The sequence below is a fragment of the Brevundimonas sp. MYb52 genome (assembly GCF_002979535.1).
Classification (GTDB): Bacteria; Pseudomonadota; Alphaproteobacteria; order Caulobacterales; family Caulobacteraceae; genus Brevundimonas.
Map to the genome: position 1 here is coordinate 281,672 of NZ_PCPB01000001.1, position 16,734 is coordinate 298,405.

Below are 16,734 nucleotides of genomic sequence, written 5' to 3' on the forward strand. Positions count from 1 at the left end.
CGCCACCCTAGACAAGGGATCACGCCAGAACCATAGGCGGTGCTAGCCTGCGGCCATCCGACCCAAGCCCTATCCGTCGCTCGAGGTCACTCCCACAGGGGCAGAACACGGCCCGCAACCGGGGGCGATTCAATGCCGATGACGGGCAGGCGTCGGTGGTCCTTGTCGACGACGATCAGGCCGCTGGACCCGGAAAGAACCAGGCCTTCAGGGCCTCGTCGTCAACCATGCCTGTGTCATCCCGCCAAGCCCGGCCGGATCGGCGCGCAGCACATGTTCAGACAGTCCTGAACCGAATTTCCCCTACACGAGCCGGATCGGATTGTGAGTGAGAAATCTGACCCAGCCTCGCGCTGGGCTGGGCGAAACGAAATCGAAGGCTAGGCGAGACGTTTGCGTCTCTGCAGCAAAAGCGCGGCGCCGCCCGCCAGGCTCGCTCCGAACAGGATCATGGCCCACTCGGACAAGGTCGGGACCGCCTCGGGCCGCAGGACGAGATGCAGCGTGCTTTCCTTCTGGATGCTGTAGTCGGCCAGGGTTCGCCCGTCCTCAAGCTGTTTTCCAGCGAAGATCAGTCGTTGTCGTTCCGGAGGAATGCCCTCCTTGTCCTGGATCTTCTCTTTCACCTGCTGGATCGAATCGCTTCCCTCGACCTCCAGCGTGATCGTCTTGCCCGCCAGGGTCTTGACGAAGATCTGCATGGCGAACGCCGGCGGGGCCAGGCTGAGGCTCAAAAACATCGCCAGAAGCATCGGGGCGAACTTGGGCAAAGCTGAACTCCGGCGCTGGCGAGAATGAGGGGGCGGGGTCTCACTATACGAACCAAAGAACGGCGTCATTCGATTTTGCCAGCGATCACAACGTCGCGCGAAAGGGCGCGGCGATAGCCGGGAATGCGGTCGCTGGCAGAGGTTGAGTTTTGAAAAGGATGGTGGACGCGACAGGGATTGAACCTGTGACCCCCTCGGTGTGAACGAGGTGCTCTCCCGCTGAGCTACGCGTCCAGCGCAGTAACGGCCAAATCAGAAAGGCTTGGGCCGTCGGGAGGCGCGATGTAGCCCGCGATTCCGACGACGGCAAGCCTCTTTGATCAAATACCGGCGGTGCGGACCCCTTCGGGCGTTTCCGCCTCGGGATCGCCGGGCAGCCAGGCGACGTGACCGTTATAGATGTCCTCGTTCAGGATGCCTTCCTCCTTGGCGACCAGGACGGGCACCAGCATCTGCCCCGTGACGTTGGTGGCGGTGCGCATCATGTCGATGATGCGGTCGATGGCGACGATATAGCCGATGCCTTCCAGCGGCAGGCCCGCCGTCGACAGGGTCAGGGTCAGCATGACGATGCTGGTGCCGGGCACCCCCGCCGTGCCCAGCGACCCCAGCACCGCCGTCAGGCCGATCAGGATGTATTGGGTCAGGCTCAGGTCGATGCTGAAATACTGGGCGATGAAGATCGAGGCGATGGCCGGATAGATGGCGCCGCAGCCGTCCATCTTCACATTGGCCCCCAGAGGCACGGCGAAGGCGGCATAGGCCTGCGGCACGCCCAGACGCTCGACCGTCTGGCGCAGGGTGATCGGCAGGGTGCCCAGCGACGAAGAGGTGGCGAAGGCCGTCTGCTGGGCCGCAAAGGCCCCGCGGAAGAAGCTGCGGATCTTGAGGCCGTGCAGCTTCAGCAGACCCGAATAGACGATCAGGATGTGGAACAGGCAGGCCGCATAGATGGCGAAGATGAACTTGCCCAGCGGCAGCAGCGCCTCCCAGCCATAGCCGCCGACGACCGAGCCGATCAGGCCGAACACCCCGAACGGCGTCAGCTGGATCACCCAGCGGGTGATGCGAAACACCAGGGCCGCGCCTTCGTCCACCAGCCGGCGCGCCGTCTGCGCCCGGTCGCCCAGCGCCACCAGCGCCGCGCCCATCAGGGCCGAGAAGAAGATGATCTGCAGCACCTTGCCTTCGCTCAGCGCCGCAAAGGGGTTGGTCGGCACAATGCCCAGCAGAACATCCAGCGGCGTCGGGATCACCCGCTCGCGCACCTCGCCCAGCGGCAGGTTGGACAGACCGACGCCCGGATTGATCAGGTGCCCGAAGGCAAACCCGACCAGCACCGCCAGCAAGGACGTGATGGCGAACCACACTAGGGTCCGCACTCCCAGCCGCACCGCACCCACGCCTTCGCCCAGCTTGGCGATGGAACTGGCGATGGTGAACAGCACCAGGGGCGCCACCACCATGCGGATCAGGTTCAGATAGACGTCGCCGATCGGCTGCAGCCAGACCGTCGCCTGCTCGCGCAGGATCAGGCCGGCGATGATGCCCAGGGCGAAACCGGCGGCGGTGCGCTGCCAGAGCGGGATAGCGAAGAAGCGACGAAGCATGACGACCTTTGGGGAGGAGCAGTCGTCCTATGTGTTTGGCGCAAGCGGTGACGGCAACCGCAACGGGAGCGATTGAGGGTTAGAAGTTCTGGCCGGTCGTTTAGTTTTTCTGCATCACCCCAACCCGCTCATCCCGGCGAAGGCCGGGATCCAGATTGTAGGGCGCTGCGTCAGAACACCGTCGCAGTTCAGCGATTTCAAAGCCGCCGGTTTGAGGCTCCTTCTGCCGTCTGGCGAACATCTGGAAGGGGCGCGGAGAGCGAGGACCGCTCACGACCCGTTGCTGACGCCTACTTGCTCCCATTAAAAGTTTAAGGCGGGAGAGATGACAATGCGCGCGCATATTGAATGGATGAGATCCGACGAGGGCGGAAGGGATAGGCCACCGTCAGGCGAAGGATCATCGCCCTACACCACAGTCGTTAGGTTTGACGGGGAAAGTGACACCTGGCCGTCTACCAATGCCTGGTCCTTGGTCGTGGAAAAGATAGAAGCGCCCGCCCCCTACACATGGACAGCTGACGTCAGGTATCTCGTAGACGAAGCCCCCAAAGAGCTTCTGACGTCTGGACGTCGATTTGAGCTTTACGAAGGGAAGAGGCTTGTAGCTGTGGGCACCCTTGAATAAGCGCTGGGTCCGCTTCCCACCCTTAGCGGACATTGACGGCGGCCGCTTTCGAGCCGGAGGGCCAATGTCCGCTTTCGGCGCCGAAACCCAGGACCGCAATCGACCCATTGCAGACGTCAACGTCGTAGGCCAGCCTGCTCCTATGAGCGCCTCCGACTACTTTCTGCCTGACCTAGCCAACGAGGCTGACCTCTCTTCGTGGTCGCCGATCATGCCTAGCCCCGTTCATGTTTTGAGGACGAACCTGTTCGGCGACGCATTTGTGCTCACTGGTGATGGCGCAGTGCGGATGCTCGAGCGAGCGGCTCATTCGGCCGAGCTCATAGCTTCGTCTGAGGAGGAGTTTTGGCGGGAAGTGGAAGGCGACGCCCACGGCTGGCAGCTACGTCGCCTTGCCGACGAGTGCCGTAGCGCTGGGAAATTCTTGGGTGAAGGTGAGTGCTACGCCTTCACCACATTGCCCATCCTGGGTGGTGCCTACACGCTAGAGAACGTCTGGATCGCCTCATGGGAAGAGTGGTTCTCATTCACGGCCGACGTATTCCATAAGATTAGCGATCTCCCCGACGGAACGACGATGCGTTTAAGCGTGAGGGAATAGAATGTCCTCGAAAGCGAAACGTATGGAAATTCGGCGCGAGATTGGGAGCCGGGTCATCCCGACGCCTTACGTGCCTCAGCGACATCGAGGTGCAGACTGCCTCTGGCCCCATGCCTGTTTCGGATGTCGAAAGTCCTGGAAACTAGCCGATGGTTCCACAGCCAAGTGCCCCGAATGCGGCGAGCCCCTTAAGTGGATGGGCCGAAACTTCAAAGTTCCAAGGAAAGCTGACAACGAACAGTGGGACAAGGTCCATGCCCTGTGGTCAGCTGGCTTTCGCTTTTTCAACTCGCCTACTCGGAAAGGCGCCGCTGAGCCGTTTCCTGAGCGCCTACGAGACGTCGATGATTTTGTACGGCGAAATCCCGAACACCCATTTCGCGTGAAAAGCTAAAGGCCGCCTTCCACCTCCAGCCGACTTCAGAGCGTCCGCTTCCGGGGCGCACGCGGCCTTCGCCGGGATGAGCGATGGAGGGGCGGGCGAGGGGCCTTAGCCCATCACCTCGGCCAGCGCCGCCTCGAACCCGTCGTAGTGGTCGATCACCACATCCCCGCCCAGCTCATCCCGCGGCACGTCGTTGTAGCCAAAGCCGACGACGATGCAGGCCACGCCCGCGTCTTTCGCCGCCTTCGTATCTGTCGTGCTGTCGCCGACCATGACGCAGCGCGCCGGATCACCGCCGGCCTCCTGCACCGCCTCATGGATATGCGCCCCGCTCGGCTTGCGGGCCGAAACCGCGTCCGGCCCGGCGATGAAGGCGAAGTGCCGGGTCAGGTCCAGCGCCTCGATCAGGGCCACCGACAGGTCGGTGCGCTTGTTGGTGGCGACACACAGGATGGCGCCGCGCGCGGCCAGCCGCTCCAGCGCCGGGACCACGCCGTCAAACACGACGCTCTCGTCGGCGATGTGGGCCAGATAGTCCTCGATAAAGCGCTCGAACAGGCCGGGCGCATGGGCCTCGTCCCAGGCCGCGCCCGCCTCCATGAAACCGTGACGCAGCAGGGCCATGGCCCCATGCCCGACCAGATGCCGGGCCGAGGACATGGGCACGGGCGGCAGGTCGTACTGGGCCAGCATCCGGTTCAGCGTGCCGATCAGGTCGGGCGCCGAGTCCACCAGGGTCCCGTCCAGGTCAAAGGCGATGGTCCAGCCTTCCAGGTCGCGTTCGATGCTCACTCTTGTCTCCCGGCTCGCGCAGACCCCGGCAATGGGCTAGATCGCGCAGGACGACAAGCCGCCGGATCGATTCATGACCGCACCACATCCCCAGTCTCATCCCAGGGCAGCCATCATCCTTGCCGCAGGCCAGGGGACGCGGATGAAGTCGCCGCTGCCCAAGGTTCTGCACCCGGTGGGCCAGCGCGCCATGCTGGATCATGCCATCGACGCCGCCGAGGCCCTGGGCTGCGAACGTATCGTCGTTGTCGTCGGCAGCCATTCGCCCGAGGTCCGCGACCACGTCGTGCGCCGTCTGGGCGAAGACTCCATCGCTGTTCAGGACCCGCCGCTCGGCACCGGCCACGCCGTGCGCGCCGCCGAGGCCGTTCTAGGCGACTTCATCGGCCATGTGGTCGTCACCTATGGCGACGTGCCCCTGCTGAAGGCCGCCGACATCGAGCCGGTCTTCGCCGACCACCATGAAGGCGTCACCGTCATCGGCTTCGAGGCCCGCGATCCCGGCGCCTATGGCCGCCTGATCCTGCAGGGCGACGACCTGCTGGCCATCACCGAGGCCAAGGAGGCTTCGGCCGAGGTTTTGGCCGTCACCGCCTGCAACTCCGGCGTCATGGCGGCCCCGGTCGGCCTGCTGTTCGACCTCCTGGCTCAGGTGAAGAACGACAACGCCAAGGGCGAATACTACCTGACCGACGTGGTCGAGCTGGCCCGCAAGCGCGGCGCCCCGACCCGCGCCGTCTTCGCCGCCGAGGACTCGGTCATGGGCGTCAACGCGCAGTCCGAACTGGCCCAGGCCGAGGCCCTGTTCCAAGCGACCCAGCGTGAGCACTTCCTGGCGGCGGGCGTGACCATGAGCGCCCCCGATACCGTCCACTTCGCCTGGGACACAGACATCGGCGCCGGCACGACCATCGAGCCCTTCGTCGTCTTCGGCCCCGGCGCGGTCGTGGCCGAGGGCGCGCGCATCCGCAGCTTCAGCCATGTGGAGGGCGCCAAGGTCGCCGCCAAGGCCGAGGTCGGCCCCTACGCCCGCCTGCGCCCCGGCGCGGACCTGGGCGAGGGCGTCAAGGTCGGCAACTTCGTCGAGGTCAAGAACGTCCGCATGGACGCCGGCGCAAAGGCCAACCATCTGGCCTACCTCGGCGACGGGCATGTCGGCGCGAAAGCCAACATCGGCGCCGGGACGATCTTCTGTAACTACGACGGCTTCTTCAAACACCGCACCACGGTGGGCGAGGGGGCCTTCGTCGGCTCGAACAGTGCGCTGGTCGCCCCCGTGACCATCGGCGCGGGCGCCATGGTCGGCTCCGGCTCGGTGGTGACGAAAGATGTCGCACCCGGCGATCTGGCGCTCGGCCGCGCCGAACAGACGACCAAGCCGGGCTGGGCCGCCCGCTTCATGGCCACCATGCGCGCAAAGAAGGCAGCGAAATGAGCGACCTGCAAAAGAAGAACGCCGGCGAAGCTGCCGCCGCCTATGTCGAGGCCGGCATGGTGGTCGGTCTGGGCACCGGCTCCACCGCCGCCTGGTTCGTCAAGGCGTTGGCGGCGCGCAACCTGCCGGACCTGCGCTGCGTCCCGACGTCGGAGCGCACCGCCGATCTGGCCCGCGAGCTAGGTCTGACCCTGTCGACGCTGGAAGACACCCCCCGCATCGACCTGACCGTTGACGGCGCCGACGAGATCGGCCCGGGCCTCGCCCTGATCAAGGGCGGCGGCGCGGCCCTGCTGCGCGAGAAGCTGGTGTGGGAGGCGTCTGAGCGCTGCATCTGCATCGCCGACGCGGCCAAGGTTGTGCCCGCTCTGGGGACCTTCCCCCTGCCGATCGAGGTCGTCGCCTTTGGTCACAAGACGACCGCCAACCGCATCGCCGACGTCCTGGCCGACCACGACATCCCGATGCCCGCCCGCGTCCGTCAGGCCGAGCGCGGTCTGGTCCGCACCGACGGCGGCAACCTGATCTACGACGCGGCCTGCAAGCTGATCGCGGACCCGGCCCGCCTCGCCGCCGACCTGAAGAGCCTGACCGGCGTGGTCGAACACGGCCTCTTCCTCGACCTCACCGACCTGGCCGTCATCGGCACGGATGCCGGGTTCGAGACGATTAATCCGTAGTCGTCTCGGCTTCAGCGGCCAGACGGGAATGCGCCCGGCGGATGGAGGATTCGATCTCTGTCGTGCCGGCGCGCAGGTTCTTTTGGGTGCGTTGCGCGTCGTACAGGCCTTCGAGATAGGCCTTGTCCCACTCGGTCAGAAAGGCGGCGCTGTTCGGCTCGCTGAACACGTTGAGGATCGACGCATAGGCGCTGGTGTCCGCCGTCGGGTCGATCTGCGCCAGCGACACCATGGCGATGTAGTCCGCCAGTTGGGCTGAGTTGACGTCGCCTGTCTTGGTCACATCCACGACGACGATGGCGCGGAAGATGTTGTCGATGACCTGGGTAGCCAGTCGCGACGCCGAGGCCACATTGAACGCCGGGGCGTAGTCCATCGGTCCCGAGCATGCGTTGGTGCACTCGCCCGGAAGTCGGATCGCGCGCTGACCTGTCTCAGAGTCTGTCGGCATGCTGACCTGCCACCAGCGAACGGGGCGGCTGGCGTCCTGGAAATCTTTCAATGCCGTGGAGCCGCGGTCCATGCCTGTGCCGCCCATGCGCAGCGCGCGACGACGTTTTTCGACCAACTCCCGCGCAAAAGCGTCTCCGTCGGCGGTCGCGACGATAAGCAGATTGGGCGTGCAGCCCGGATCGCCGGCGTTCAGGCCCAGATCTTCGGCCACGGTCGAGACGCGATCGACCAGGTATTGCGCAACGTCGCGGCGAAGGTTGACGGCTCCCACGCAGACGCTGCGATCCCACCGCGCAATGCCGCGTCCTCGATTGGGCGCTGCGACTTCATCGACAAAACTCTCGATAAGGCTGTCAAGGCGTCGCCCGGTGACCTGGATGTCCTCAAGGCGGACCGCCTGATCCTCCTGGGGCGGCGGGGCGGGCTGCGTCGACGCCTGATCTGACGGCGCGCTGACGCCAAGTGCAAGAGCGAGAATGGCGGCGATCATCGACGTGCCTCACGACATAGGTATGGACTGATGCAAGGTATCATCGAACGGCGTCCTCTAAAAGGTTCGCCAGGCTTCGGCGAGACCTCATGTCCGCCTGCCGTTCCGGCTTCCTTCGTCGGAGGGCGGTCTGTCGCCTTGCCCCCTCGCGCCCAGGCGCCTAAGTCGGGTCAGCGCTGCGGTTCAGCCGCACGGATTTCAGACGATTCAGACGAATTGGACTCATCTTTTCGAGTCCATTCCCGGAGACCCCGATGACCCAGTACGACTACGACCTCTTCGTCATCGGCGCCGGTTCCGGCGGGGTGCGCGCCGCGCGCCTGACCGCTCTGGGCGGCAAGAAGGTGGCCGTGGCCGAGGAGTATCGCGTCGGCGGCACCTGCGTCATTCGCGGCTGCGTGCCCAAGAAGTTCATGGTCATGGCCTCGGAAGTCAGCCACGCCCTGGAGATCGCCGAGGGCTACGGCTGGTCCTTCGACAATGCCAAGTTCGACTGGCCGACCTTCCTTCAGGCCAAGGACGTCGAGATCGCCCGCCTGTCGGGCATCTACGCCGCCAACCTGGGCAAGGCGGGCGTCGATCTGGTCCACGGCCGCGCCGTGATGAAGGACGCCCACACCGTCGAGATTGTCGGCAAGAACCAGACCTTCACCGCCGAGAAGATCCTGATCGCCACCGGCGGCCGACCGTGGAAGCCCGAGGACCTGCCGGGCGTCGAACACGCCATCACTTCGGAAGAAGCCTTCCACCTGCCGGAACTGCCCAAGCGCATCCTGATCGCGGGCGGCGGCTATATCGCGGTCGAGTTCGCGGGCATCTTCGCCGGGCTCGGCGTCGACACCACCCTGATCTATCGCGGCCCCAACATCCTGCGCGGCTTTGACGACGACGTGCGCGCCCACCTGGCGGGCGAGATTGAGAAGCGCGGGATCAAGGTCATCCTGGGCTGCCAGCACACCTCGATCGAGAAGACCGAGACCGGTCTGGTCAGCCACCTCGGCAACGGCATGACGATGGAGCATGACGCCATCATGTTCGCCACCGGCCGCGTCCCCTACGTCAAGGGACTGGGGCTGGAGAACGCCGGCGTCGAACTGAACGACGAGGGCGCCATCGCCGTTGATCCCTACTCGAAGACCTCGGCGGACAACATCTGGGCCATCGGCGACGTCACCGACCGCATGAACCTGACCCCGGTGGCCATCCGCGAGGCCGTCGCCTTCCATGAGACGGTTTACAAGAACAACCCGCAGCACTTCGACTACGAAGCCGTCGCCACCGCCGTCTTCAGCCAGCCGCCGGTCGGTGTCGTCGGCCTGACCGAGGCCGAGGCCCGCCGCGCCTGTCCGGGCGAGGTCGATGTCTATGTCACCCGCTTCCGCCCGATGAAATACGCCTTCACCGGCTCGGAGGAGCGGGTGCTGATGAAGCTGGTGGTCGACGCCGACAGCCAGCGTGTCGTCGGCGTCCACATCGTCGGCCCGGAAAGCCCCGAGATGATCCAGCTGGCCGCCATCGCCGTGAAGGCGGGCCTGACCAAGGCCCAGTGGGACGCTACCTGCGCCGTCCACCCGACCATGGCCGAGGAACTGGTCACGCTGAAGGAGAAGCAGTCGCCGTCCGCGATGGCCGGCTGATCCTGCTGTCCGGGGCCGCTTGCCAGCGGCTCCGGACGCGCGCCTTATGCGGCCCAGCTGTTTCGGAGGTCGTCTTATGAAGTCCCGCCTGCTCGCCGCCGCCCTGTCCGCCCTGCTGGTCGCCGCCGCCTCGCCGGTCCTGGCCCAGAACGCCCCTTCGGCCCTGGTGCAAAGCGCCGTCGCCGACACCTTGCGCCCCGCCGACGAGGTCGCCCGCGACCCCCTGCGTCACCCCGCCGAAATCCTCGCCTTCGCCCAGCTTCAACCCGGCCAGCGCGTCGCCGACATCCGCCCCGGCGCCGGTTATTTCACCCGCCTCTTCTCCCGCGTGGTGGGCGAGGGCGGCCACGTCTACGCCTTCGTGCCGAACAAGACCGCAGAGCGTGAAAACCCGCGCGCCGACGCCCTGGTCGCCGCCTATCCCAACGTCAGCCGCGTCAACGGCGACCTGGACGCCATGACTTTCGACCAGCCCCTGGACGTGGTCTTCATGAGCCAGGAATACCATGACTTCCACATCCCCCGTTTCGGTGTGGATGTGACCAAGATGAACGCCGACATCTTCAAGGCGCTGAAGCCCGGCGGTCTGTTCGTGGTCATCGACCATCAGGCCGCGCCCGGCGCCGGCAACACCGCCGTCGAGACCCTGCACCGCATCGAGGGGGCCCAACTGCGCAAGGAAGTCGAGGCCGCCGGCTTTGTCTTCGACGGCGAGACTACCGTCGTTGCGAACCCCGCCGACGACCACACGTTGAACGTCTTTGACGAGGCCATTCGCGGCAAGACCGACCAGTTCGTCTATCGCTTCAGAAAGCCGCGCTGAACCGGCTGAAATCAAAGGAGGAGTAGCTGTGCGTCCCTTCCTCGCCCTCGTTGTCGCCGCCTCGCTGGCGGCCACCGCGCCGGTCGTCTCGGCCCAGACGGCGCCCGCCTATGAAGCCGCTTTGGCCAGTCCCATCCGCACGACCGAGGACCGGGCGCGCGACACGACCCGCCACGCCGCCGACACCCTGGCCTTCGCCGAGGTGAAGCCGGGTCAGAAGATCGCCGACATGATCATCGGCGGCGGCTACTTTACCCGCCTGTTCTCCGCCGCTGTCGGACCCGAGGGCCATGTCACTGCCTGGCAACCGGCCGAGTTCATCGGCTTCCAGGCCAGCTATGGCGAGGCCCTGGCCGCCGCCGCCACGCTCGACAACGCCGACGGCATCAACTCGCCCATCGGCGCGCCGGAATGGCCCGAAGGTCTGGACCTGATCTTCACCGCCCAGAACTACCACGACCTGCACCTCAAACCCTTCGCGGCGGACACGGCGGCCAGGGTCAACGCCGCAGCCTTCAAGGCCCTGAAGCCGGGCGGCCTCTATGTCATCATCGACCATGAGGCGGCGGCGGGCGCCGGGCCGGAGGCCCCCGACAGCCTGCACCGCATCGAGGTCGATCAGGTCAGGCGCGAGGTCGAGGCGGCGGGCTTTGTCCTGGACGGCTCCAGCGACCTTCTGGCCCGCGCTGACGACCCGCGCACGGCCAATGTCTTCGACCCGTCCATTCGCGGCAAGACCAGCCAGTTCATGCTGCGGTTCAGAAAACCCGCCTGAACCGAAACTGTCGAACAGGTGACTGGCGAAGCGGGCGGGGAGGGGCTAACCCTGCCCCAAAATCCATAAGGGAAACGCTCAGATGACTCGCATCGCCTTCATCGGTCTCGGCAACATGGGCGGCGGCATGGCCGCCAATCAGGCCAAGGCAGGGCATGACGTCGCCGCCTTCGACCTGTCGCCCGCCGCGCTGGAACGCGCCGCCGAGGCCGGTTGCCGCACGGTCGCCTCGGTCGCCGAGGCCGTGAAGGACGCCGAGATCGTCATCACCATGCTGCCCGCCGGTCCCCACGTCCTCAGCGTCTATTCCGAACAGATCATCGGCGCCGCCCCGTCCAGCGCCCTGCTGCTGGACTGCTCGACCATCGACGTGGAGACGGCGCGCAAGGTCGCCGGCCTGGCCAAGGACGCCGGCTACGCCTTCGCCGACGCCCCCGTCTCGGGCGGCACCGCCGCCGCCGACGCCGGGACTCTGGCTTTCATGGTCGGCTGCGACGAGGGTGACTTCGCCCGCGTCGAACCGGCGCTGGACCCGATGAGCCGCATCACCATCCGCGCGGGCGACCACGGCGCCGGTCAGGCGGCCAAGATCTGCAACAACATGCTTCTGGGCATCTCCATGGTCGGCACCTGCGAGGCCATCGCCCTGGCCGAGAAGCTGGGTCTGGAGCCGGAACGCTTCTTCGAGATCGCGTCCAAGTCCTCGGGCCAGTGCTGGTCGGTCAGCAACTACTACCCCTGGGCCGGTCCGGTCCCGACCGCTCCGTCGAACCGCGACTACGAAGGCGGCTTCGCCACCGCCATGATGCTGAAGGACCTGAAGCTGGCCCAGGACGCCGCCGCCAAGGCCGGCGCCACCACCCCGCTCGGCGCTCAGGCCGAGGCCCTCTACGCCCTGTTCAACGGCCTCGGCTACGGCGGCAAGGACTTCTCAGCCATGGTCCAGATGCTGCGCGGGCGGCTGGACACGCTGTCGCAGTGAAGGGGCCGGGGGGGCTTTCTTTGCTGGTGTGCCTGGCGGCGGTCGGTCTGATCGCCGCTGCTCCGGCTGATCCGCCCTATCGCGCGGCGGTGGGCCTATTTCAGGCGGGGGAGCCTGATCTGGGCCTGACGCCCGCGCCGGGAACCCAGACCTTCACCGTCTTCGCTCCGGGCGAGACGACGGACCGGTTCAGCAACGGCGTGGTGCTGACGCCCTTCAAGGGGCGGCTCTACGCCCAGTGGCAGAGCTCGGCGCGCGACGAGGATGCGCCCGACACCTGGGTCGCCTACAGCGTCAGCGACGACGGCGAGACTTGGCGCGCCCCCGTCGCCCTGGCCCATGCGGGCGAGGGCGGGGTGATGCGTTCCAGCGGCGGGTGGTGGACGGATGGCGAAACCCTGGTCGCCTATGTCAACGTCTGGCCCGACGGTTTCCAGTCGGGCGCAGGCGGTTACGCCGAATACCGGCTGAGCCAGGACGGCGAGACCTGGAGCGAGCCGCGCCGCGTCATGGGCGCCGATGGCCGCGCGGTCGAGGGCGTCATCGAACAGGACCCGCATCTGATCCGCGGGCGGCTGATGACGGGCTTCCATCTGCGGCCGGGCATGATCGCCAAGCCCTTCTACACCGACGATCCTCTGGGCCTGACGGGTTGGGCGCAGGGGCGAATGCAGAACCTGCCGCGCGACGCCAGCGGTGCAGCGGCCGAGCATGAAAAGCGCCTCAGCCGCGAGATCGAGCCCAGCCTGTTCCAGCGCGGCGACTGCGCCGTCATGGTCTTCCGCGACGAGGAGCTGAGCTTCCGCCAACTGGCGTCCGAGAGCTGCGACCGGGGCGTCAACTGGACCAACCCGGTCCTGACCGACATGCCTGATGCCCGCGCCAAGCAGAGCGCGGGCAATCTGCCCGACGGAACCGCCTATCTGGTCAATGCGCCCAATACCGACCGTCCCCGCATGCCGCTGGCCGTGACGCTGAGCGACGACGGGCGGGTGTTCGACCGTAGCTTCCTCTTGCGCGGGGCGGGGGACCTGCAACCCCTGCGTTACGAAGGCCAGTACAAGCGGCCCGGCTATCACTACCCCAAGAGCATCGTCTGGAACGGCGCGCTCTACGTCGGCTACGCGACCAACAAGGAGGACGTGCAGGTGACGCGCGTTCCCCTGTCAGCCTTGAGCAGCGATCGGCCCTAGGCTGGCTGCTGCTGCGTGGCGCAGTGAATGCCGCCGCCCGAGGCGCCCAGGGCGTCGATGTTGAGCTGCACCACCTCGCGTCCCGGATAGAGGGCGGCCAGGATCTCGCGCGCCTCGGCGTCGGCGCGGCGGTCGCCGAACTGGGGCGCGATCACCGCCCCGTTGCAGACGTAGTAGTTGACGTAGCTGGAGACGAAATCGTCGCCCGTCGCGCGAATGTCGATCGGCTCCGGCAGACGGGTGATGTCCAGCGGACGCCCGCGCGCATCCGTCGCCTGTTGCAGGATGCCCAGGGTTTCATGGGCGGCGACCGACCAGGGGTCCTCGGGGTCCAACTCGTCGTCGATCTGGATCAGCACCTGTCCCGGCCCGGTGAAGCGGGCCAGCGAGTCGATGTGATAGTCGGTGATGTCGGCGTCCTTGACCCCCGGCGCCCAGATCATCTTGCTCGCGCCGATGGCGGCGCCCAGGCGTTCTGCGATCTGATCCGCGCTCAGGCCCGGATTTCGGTTGTCGTTCACCCAGCAACTGGCGTGGGCCATCATGGTCCCGGCGCCGTCGTGCTCCAGCCCGCCCTGTTCCCCGATCACCCCGCTGTCGATCAGCGACAGGCCCAGCCGCGCCGCAACCCGCTCAGCGATCAGGCCGTCATTGCCGTGGCGCTGCTTGTCGCCCCAGCCGTTGAAGCGGATGTGGGCTATGGCCAGTTCGCCGTCCGCATCCTTGACGAAGGTCGGACCGCTGTCGCGGCACCACAGGTCGTCGGTCGGAATGTCCCAGAACTCGACCCCCTCGCCGAAGCGATCGCGGTTCAGACCGCGCGCGCCGGGGGCGGCCATCATGGCCACGGGCTCATGTTCACTGATGGCGTTGGCGATGGCGAGGATGTTGGCCTGAACCGCCGCCAGATCGCGCGCGCCATAGACATCGACGCTGACCGGCCACTGCATCAGGGTTCGGGTGTGGCGCTCGCTTTCCATCGGCATTTCATAGCGCGGGGCCGAGGCGAGGGTGGGGGCGGCGCAGCCGGCGGCTCCCACGCCAAGAGCGGCGATTCCAGTCTGGATGGCGTGTCGTCTGTTCATGACGCCCGAGCCTAGGCGGGGCTGTCAGACGGTCAAGTCGCAAGCCTGTGTGAAATGCGTGAGGTGAGAATCGTTATCAATTAAGGGGTTGGGACGTTTTGTCCGGCTCAGAACATGGACAACGCTGAGCGGCGAGCGCAATTAGGCGCACAAAGCTGTATAAGCGAAAGAACTACCGTCTTGTTCGACTATAAAGCCGCCTTTCAGAACTCGGTGGAGCAGGTCCGCAACGAAGGGCGTTATCGCGTCTTCGCTGACCTGAAACGCGTGCGCGGTCAGTTCCCGCAAGCGGTGCGCCGCCGCGAGGACGGCTCCGAGCAGGACGTCGTGGTCTGGTGCTCCAACGACTATCTGGGCATGGGCCAGCATCCGATGGTGCTGGACGCCATGACCGCCGAGATCGAGTCCGTGGGCGCCGGCGCTGGCGGCACGCGCAACATTTCCGGCACCACCCGTTCGGCGGTCGATCTGGAAGCCGAGCTGGCCAGCTGGCACCAGAAGGAAGCGGCCCTGCTGTTCACCTCGGGCTATGTGGCCAACGAGGCGACTCTGTCGACCCTGCAGAAGATCCTGCCGGGCCTGATCATCTTCTCCGACGCCCTGAACCACGCCTCGATGATCGAGGGCATCCGCCACGGCGGCGGTCCGCGCCACATCTTCCGCCACAACGACCTTGAACACCTCGAAGAACTGCTGGCCGCCGCGCCGGTTGATGCGCCCAAGCTGGTCGCCTTCGAGAGCGTCTATTCGATGGACGGCGACATCGCCGACATCGCCGGGACCATCGCCCTGGCCAGGAAATACGGCGCCATGACCTATCTGGACGAGGTCCACGCGGTCGGCCTCTACGGCGAAACCGGCGCGGGCGTGGCCGAGCGCGACGGCGTGCTGGACGGCATCGACATCGTCGAATGCACCCTGGGCAAGGCCATTGGCGTCATGGGCGGCTACATCGCCGCCGACGCGGTGATCGTGGACGCGGTGCGCAGTTGGGCCTCGGGCTTCATCTTCACCACCAGCCTGCCGCCCGCCCTGACCGCCGGCGCCCTGGCCTCGGTGCGCCACCTCAAGGCCCACCCGGAACTGCGCGTCGCCCATCAGGAACGCGCCGAGACCCTGAAGCGCCGCCTGCTGGAAGCCGGCATCCCGGTCCTGCCCAGCGTCAGCCACATCGTCCCGGTCCACGTCGGCAACCCGGTCCACTGCAAGCTGATCTCGGACATGCTGCTGGAAGAGCACGGCATCTACGTTCAGCCGATCAACTACCCGACTGTGCCCAAGGGCACCGAGCGCCTGCGTTTCACCCCGTCGCCGAACCATGACGACGGCATGATCGACAAGCTGGTCGATGCGATGGACAAGCTGTTCTCGCACTGCAACGTCGCGCGTCGCCCGGTCGCCGCATGACGACCGATGCCGAACTCGGCGAAGTCATCGTCGAGTTCGTCCGCAACGGAACCTATGTGAAGTGCTCGGCCGTTCACACGGCCACAGGCGTCGAGGTCTCGGCTATGGGCCCGGCGCTGGAACCGCGCGCGGTCGAACGGGTCGCCATCGCCAAGCTGAAACGCGCCCTGGCGACCCGTCGCTGATCTCGGGCGTCAGGCGGTCTGACGACGACGGTGCAGGTTCAGCGCCGCGCCGCCGGCCAGCAGGACGCCCAGCAGGATCATCGCCCATTCCGACAGGGTCGGCACCGGCGCGGGCGGCGAGGGCGGGGTGAGCGACATGGTCACGGCGCTGGCCTGAGCCTGAGACGCCCCCTCGGCAGGAGTGACTGTTGTCTGCAAGCATCCGGCGCCCGGCGTATTGGTGGGCGCATTGCTGACGGTGTGTCGCGTCAGGCATCGCGCATTGTTGTCGACCGAAACCGCCGGGTGGACCGAGGTGAAATAGATCGTCGCGACACGGGCCTGCACATCGTTCGACGGCACAGCCGAGACATTGAACGGCGCGCCGTTCGTCTTGTCGAACTTGAACTCAAAGGCCGTAATGACGCCGTTGGCGTCGGTGCTGACATTGGCGAAGTTGATGACCATGTCCGGGTCGGGAATGCCGGCGTTCAGCAGGGTGTAGGTGTTCTGGCCGTCGCTGAGCTGGAAATCGTCGATCATGTGGCCGACGTCGTCAGTCTGGACGTTGAGGTCAGGGTCCAGCGAGCCGAAGAAGGTGATCGTCCCGCTCAGACGTTGCCCAGACGCATAGGTCTTGCACACGCCCACCGGGCAGGCCGTGGGGTCGATGGTCGAGGTATAGGGCGCGCTTTGCACATAATAGACGACGGGGCCTGCCGCTGCCGCCTGGGTCGCCCAAAGGCTCAACGCCGCGACGGCGCATCCGATCAACTGCTTCATGGTTCTTCCCCCTGGTTTGGCGGCCACCATAAAGCTTGACG

Annotated in this window: 16 protein-coding genes and 1 tRNA gene; 10 read left to right on the forward strand and 7 right to left on the reverse strand. The window is 66.2% G+C overall.

Annotated features, from left to right (window positions below; all coding sequences use genetic code 11):
• Positions 1–380: 380 nt before the first annotated feature.
• The 3 genes from CQ039_RS01380 to CQ039_RS01390 all read right to left on the reverse strand — a co-directional run bounded on the left by CQ039_RS01380 (position 381) and on the right by CQ039_RS01390 (position 2,380).
• Positions 381–839, reverse strand: a complete 459-nt coding sequence (locus CQ039_RS01380) for an IPTL-CTERM sorting domain-containing protein (RefSeq protein WP_199188035.1) — start codon at positions 837–839, stop codon at positions 381–383.
• A gap of 90 nt (positions 840–929) precedes the next feature.
• A tRNA-Val gene (locus tag CQ039_RS01385) sits at positions 930–1,004 on the reverse strand.
• A gap of 86 nt (positions 1,005–1,090) precedes the next feature.
• A complete protein-coding gene (locus CQ039_RS01390; RefSeq protein WP_105562094.1) occupies positions 1,091–2,380 on the reverse strand; it encodes a dicarboxylate/amino acid:cation symporter in 1,290 nt (429 codons plus the stop codon).
• Positions 2,381–3,072: 692 nt separating this feature from the next.
• On the opposite strand from CQ039_RS01390, the gene CQ039_RS01395 reads away from it, so the two are divergent.
• Positions 3,073–3,609, forward strand: coding sequence for a T6SS immunity protein Tdi1 domain-containing protein (locus CQ039_RS01395; protein WP_105562095.1), 537 nt, complete (start codon positions 3,073–3,075; stop codon positions 3,607–3,609).
• 490 nt (positions 3,610–4,099) lie between these two features.
• Here the strand turns inward: CQ039_RS01395 and CQ039_RS01400 are convergent, their stop codons facing one another.
• The gene (locus tag CQ039_RS01400) at positions 4,100–4,786 is read right to left on the reverse strand and encodes an HAD-IA family hydrolase (RefSeq protein WP_105562096.1); all 687 of its coding nucleotides are present in this window, start codon (positions 4,784–4,786) and stop codon (positions 4,100–4,102) included.
• 73 nt (positions 4,787–4,859) lie between these two features.
• On the opposite strand from CQ039_RS01400, the gene glmU reads away from it, so the two are divergent.
• Positions 4,860–6,221, forward strand: a complete 1,362-nt coding sequence (gene glmU, locus CQ039_RS01405) for a bifunctional UDP-N-acetylglucosamine diphosphorylase/glucosamine-1-phosphate N-acetyltransferase GlmU (RefSeq protein WP_105562097.1) — start codon at positions 4,860–4,862, stop codon at positions 6,219–6,221.
• Complete coding sequence (gene rpiA / locus CQ039_RS01410) at positions 6,218–6,901, forward strand: ribose-5-phosphate isomerase RpiA (protein WP_105562098.1); 684 nt, start codon at positions 6,218–6,220, stop codon at positions 6,899–6,901. The genes glmU and rpiA overlap by 4 nt, the downstream gene beginning before the upstream one ends.
• Here rpiA and CQ039_RS01415 read toward each other — a convergent pair.
• Entirely contained in the window at positions 6,891–7,844 is a 954-nt protein-coding gene (locus tag CQ039_RS01415; protein WP_105562099.1) for a hypothetical protein, read from the reverse strand. The two genes, rpiA and CQ039_RS01415, sit on opposite strands and share 11 nt — an antisense overlap.
• Before the next feature lie 254 nt (positions 7,845–8,098).
• Here CQ039_RS01415 and gor point away from each other — a divergent pair, with 254 nt between their 5' ends.
• The 5 genes from gor to CQ039_RS01440 all read left to right on the forward strand — a co-directional run bounded on the left by gor (position 8,099) and on the right by CQ039_RS01440 (position 13,254).
• Complete coding sequence (gene gor / locus CQ039_RS01420) at positions 8,099–9,481, forward strand: glutathione-disulfide reductase (RefSeq protein ID WP_105562100.1); 1,383 nt, start codon at positions 8,099–8,101, stop codon at positions 9,479–9,481.
• Between the two features lie 76 nt (positions 9,482–9,557).
• Complete coding sequence (locus CQ039_RS01425; protein WP_233190102.1) at positions 9,558–10,304, forward strand: class I SAM-dependent methyltransferase; 747 nt, start codon at positions 9,558–9,560, stop codon at positions 10,302–10,304.
• A 28-nt stretch (positions 10,305–10,332) separates the two neighbouring features.
• Positions 10,333–11,079, forward strand: a complete 747-nt coding sequence (locus CQ039_RS01430; protein ID WP_105562102.1) for a class I SAM-dependent methyltransferase — start codon at positions 10,333–10,335, stop codon at positions 11,077–11,079.
• Positions 11,080–11,161: 82 nt separating this feature from the next.
• Positions 11,162–12,061, forward strand: a complete 900-nt coding sequence (gene mmsB / locus CQ039_RS01435; protein WP_105562103.1) for a 3-hydroxyisobutyrate dehydrogenase — start codon at positions 11,162–11,164, stop codon at positions 12,059–12,061.
• Between the two features lie 26 nt (positions 12,062–12,087).
• On the forward strand, positions 12,088–13,254 hold the full coding sequence (locus CQ039_RS01440; protein ID WP_233190108.1) for a sialidase family protein: 1,167 nt from the start codon (positions 12,088–12,090) through the stop codon (positions 13,252–13,254).
• Here CQ039_RS01440 and CQ039_RS01445 read toward each other — a convergent pair.
• Positions 13,251–14,339: an agmatine/peptidylarginine deiminase gene (locus CQ039_RS01445; RefSeq protein WP_105562105.1), complete on the reverse strand. Its 1,089-nt coding sequence runs from the start codon at positions 14,337–14,339 to the stop codon at positions 13,251–13,253. The genes CQ039_RS01440 and CQ039_RS01445 overlap by 4 nt on opposite strands.
• Positions 14,340–14,519: 180 nt before the next feature.
• On the opposite strand from CQ039_RS01445, the gene hemA reads away from it, so the two are divergent.
• Both hemA and CQ039_RS01455 read left to right on the forward strand, forming a co-directional pair.
• Positions 14,520–15,746 carry a 5-aminolevulinate synthase gene (gene hemA, locus CQ039_RS01450; protein ID WP_105562106.1) on the forward strand — a complete coding sequence of 409 codons (1,227 nt, stop codon included), beginning with the start codon at positions 14,520–14,522 and terminating at the stop codon, positions 15,744–15,746.
• Positions 15,743–15,931: a hypothetical protein gene (locus CQ039_RS01455; RefSeq protein WP_105562107.1), complete on the forward strand. Its 189-nt coding sequence runs from the start codon at positions 15,743–15,745 to the stop codon at positions 15,929–15,931. Before hemA ends, CQ039_RS01455 begins: the two co-directional genes overlap by 4 nt.
• A gap of 9 nt (positions 15,932–15,940) precedes the next feature.
• On the opposite strand, the gene CQ039_RS01460 is transcribed toward CQ039_RS01455, so the two are convergent.
• On the reverse strand, positions 15,941–16,693 hold the full coding sequence (locus CQ039_RS01460; protein ID WP_158255968.1) for an IPTL-CTERM sorting domain-containing protein: 753 nt from the start codon (positions 16,691–16,693) through the stop codon (positions 15,941–15,943).
• Positions 16,694–16,734 lie beyond the last annotated feature (41 nt).